The sequence below is a fragment of the Pseudomonas sp. P4_C3 genome (assembly GCF_056402075.1).
Genome location: NZ_JBFUIC010000414.1, coordinates 1 through 3,113, shown reverse-complemented (window position 1 = coordinate 3,113; position 3,113 = coordinate 1). Strand labels below are relative to the sequence as shown.

General features: G+C 59.4%; 1 protein-coding gene and 1 pseudogene. One reads left to right on the top strand and one right to left on the bottom strand.

What is annotated here, in order from left to right:
• Positions 1-1,146, bottom strand: a pseudogene (locus AC1DVH_RS28640) (transcription-repair coupling factor); the annotation flags it as partial.
• A gap of 363 nt (positions 1,147-1,509) precedes the next feature.
• Here AC1DVH_RS28640 and AC1DVH_RS28635 point away from each other — a divergent pair.
• Positions 1,510-2,973: a glyceraldehyde-3-phosphate dehydrogenase gene (locus tag AC1DVH_RS28635; RefSeq protein ID WP_477756617.1), complete on the top strand. Its 1,464-nt coding sequence runs from the start codon at positions 1,510-1,512 to the stop codon at positions 2,971-2,973.
• The last annotated feature ends 140 nt before the right edge of the window (positions 2,974-3,113 follow it).

The following is a 3,113-nucleotide window of genomic DNA, read 5'->3' as shown; positions in this document are numbered from 1 at the left end:
ACCGGGGAACTGGTCGAGGAATTCGGCCAGCGCTGCCATTGGCTGGGTGGCCTTGGCTTCGATGGCCAGGTTCGGCAGCTCCCGAGCGGGGAAGCGCTCGCGACCGCTACCGCTTTCCACGTCCTGTTGACTGGCCACCACGCGCGGCCAGTTCTTCAGGCGCGCGAAGCAGTCTTCCACCGGCAGGAACAGTTCGGCGGGTGGTAATAAAGGACGGGACGGGTCGACGCGGCGTTCTTCATAACGATTGCGCACGTCGTTCCAGAAGTTTTCCGCGGCCTGTTCGATACCGGGCAGCGAGAACACTTGCGTGTCCTGGGGCAAGTAATCGAACAGGGTCGAGGTTTCTTCGAAGAACAGCGGCAGGTAGTACTCGATACCGGCCGGGGTAATCCCGCTGCTCAGGTCCTGAAAGATCGGGCAGCGGCGGAAGTCGACGTCAAAACGCTCGCGAAACCGCGCCTTGAAGCGGGTGACCGCTTCTTTCTGTAGCGGAAACTCCTTGGCCGGCAACAGCTTGACCGAGTCGACCTTGTCGATGGAGCGCTGGTTCTCCGGGTCGAAGGTGCGCAGGGTTTCGATTTCGTCGTCGAACAGATCGATGCGATACGGCAGCTTGCTGCCCATCGGGAACAGATCGATCAGCGAACCGCGAACGGTGAACTCGCCGTGTTCATACACCGTATCGACGTAGCGATAACCCGTGGCTTCAAGCCGGGTGCGCATTTGCTCGACGTCGAGCTTCTGGCCGATATCCAGTACCAGGCTGCTGCCGAGCAGGAACTTGGTCGGCGCGAGGCGATGCAGGGCGGTCGTGATCGGCACCACCAGCACGCCATGGCTCAGCTCCGGCAGCCGGTACAGGCTGGCGATGCGCTGGGAAATGATGTCCTGGTGCGGCGAGAACAGGTCGTAGGGCAGGGTTTCCCAGTCGGGAAAGTGCAATACGGGCAAATCCGGGGCGAAGAAACCCAGCTCCTGTTCCAGCCGTTCGGCACTTTGGCTGTCGGCGGTCAGCAGCAGGGTAAAGCGCTTGGCAGCGCTGGCGGCCTCGGCAATGGCCAGGCTCAGGGCGGCACCGGRCAGGTTGCCCCAGTGCTGTTTACCTGCCGCGGCAGGGAGAAGCGGTAGACGCAGAACGGGCACGGAAGGTTGAGCTCCAAGCGTTGCGACAAAGTCGGTAATTGTAGCGGTCTACGATGCCGCCTGTCAGTTGCTGACTGCGTCTAAAGCACGGGTTTGGTGAAATGTAGTGGTAAAGACAAAATTCGGCGGTTTTTTGCCAGAAATTACTGAATATGTAGTGGCAAAAACAACGAGTGTTACGGAGGGTTACGGATAACGAGGCGTGACCTCCAAAAAATTGACTGCGCTGCAAGCCCCGGTTTTATTGGGCTGGCGCGATGCGTAAGTTTTTTGAACGACGATTTGTTACGTAAAGCACGACGGGCGCGCATTGCTACGGCGGTCACTCGGCGGCATAATGTAGCCCCTTTTTTCTGCCCCTACATGTGGAAGGTTCCCGTGACTCAGAAGCCCGACCAGTGTCTTGGTGAATGGATCGACCGTGAAGCACTCGCAGAAGCGATGATTCCGCTTATCGGTCAGCTCTACCGCAATAACAACGTGGTGAGCTCGATCTATGGCCGCAGCCTGATCAATCGTTCAGTCATTGCGATTCTCAAAGCTCACCGCTTTGCTCGTCACCGTCAGTCCGACGAAAGCGAGCTGTCCGTCCACGAAACATTCCCGCTGATCAAGGCGATGAGCGAGCTCAAGCTCGGCGCCGCTTCGGTGGACCTGGGCAAGCTGGCGGCCAAATTCAAGGCCGAAGGCAATGGCCGTACTGCCGAGCAGTTCGTCCGTGAAGAACTGGCTGACGTGGTTGGCCAGCAAAACGTATCCGCCCGCAAAGGCACCGACGTTGTCCTCTACGGCTTCGGTCGTATCGGCCGTCTGCTGGCGCGCATCCTGATCGAGAAAACCGGTGGTGGCGACGGCCTGCGCCTGCGCGCCATCGTTGTCCGCAAGGGCGCCGAGAACGACCTGGTCAAGCGTGCCAGCCTGCTGCGCCGCGACTCGGTCCATGGCCCGTTCGATGGCACCATCACCATCGATGAAGCCAACAACACCATCACCGCCAACGGCAACCTGATCCAGGTGATCTACGCCAAGAGCCCGGCCGAAGTCGACTACACCCAGTACGGCATCGAAAACGCTCTGATCGTCGACAACACCGGTGTATGGCGTGACGCTGACGGTCTGGGCCAGCACCTGGCCTGCCCGGGCGCTGCCCGCGTGATCCTCACCGCACCTGGCAAGGGCGCGCTGAAGAACATCGTGCATGGCATCAACCATGGCGATATCAGCCCTGACGACAAGATCATCTCGGCGGCTTCCTGCACCACCAACGCCATCGTGCCGGTGCTCAAGGCAGTCAACGACAAGTACGGCATCATCAACGGCCACGTCGAAACCGTTCACTCGTTCACCAACGACCAGAACCTGATCGACAACTTCCACAAGGGCAGCCGTCGTGGTCGCGCCGCGCCGCTGAACATGGTTATCACCGAGACCGGTGCCGCCACCGCAGCCGCCAAGGCGCTGCCAGTGCTCAAGGGCAAGCTGACCGGCAACGCGATTCGCGTTCCTACGCCGAACGTGTCGATGGCCATCCTGAACCTGAACCTGGAAAAGGCCACCACTCGCGAAGAGATCAACGAGTACCTGCGCCAGATGGCCATGCACTCGGATCTGCACAAGCAGATCGACTACGTGAGCTCCCAGGAAGTGGTTTCCACCGACTTCGTTGGCTCGCGCCACGCAGGCGTAGTGGACGCGGAAGCGACCATCACCCAGGATAACCGCGTTGTTCTGTACGTTTGGTACGACAACGAGTTCGGTTACAGCTGCCAGGTGGTTCGCGTGATGGAAGACATGGCCGGTGTAAACCCGCCAGCCTTCCCGCGCTAAGCCTTTAGCGGCACATGAAGCGCCCCGACTTTGGTCGGGGCGTTTTTGTTTGGGCGCTCCGCAATAAATACGCTTTAGAAACAATCCTGTAGGAAAAGGATCGTTTCTTTTGGCGAAATTTCTGAATCATTCTTTTGACC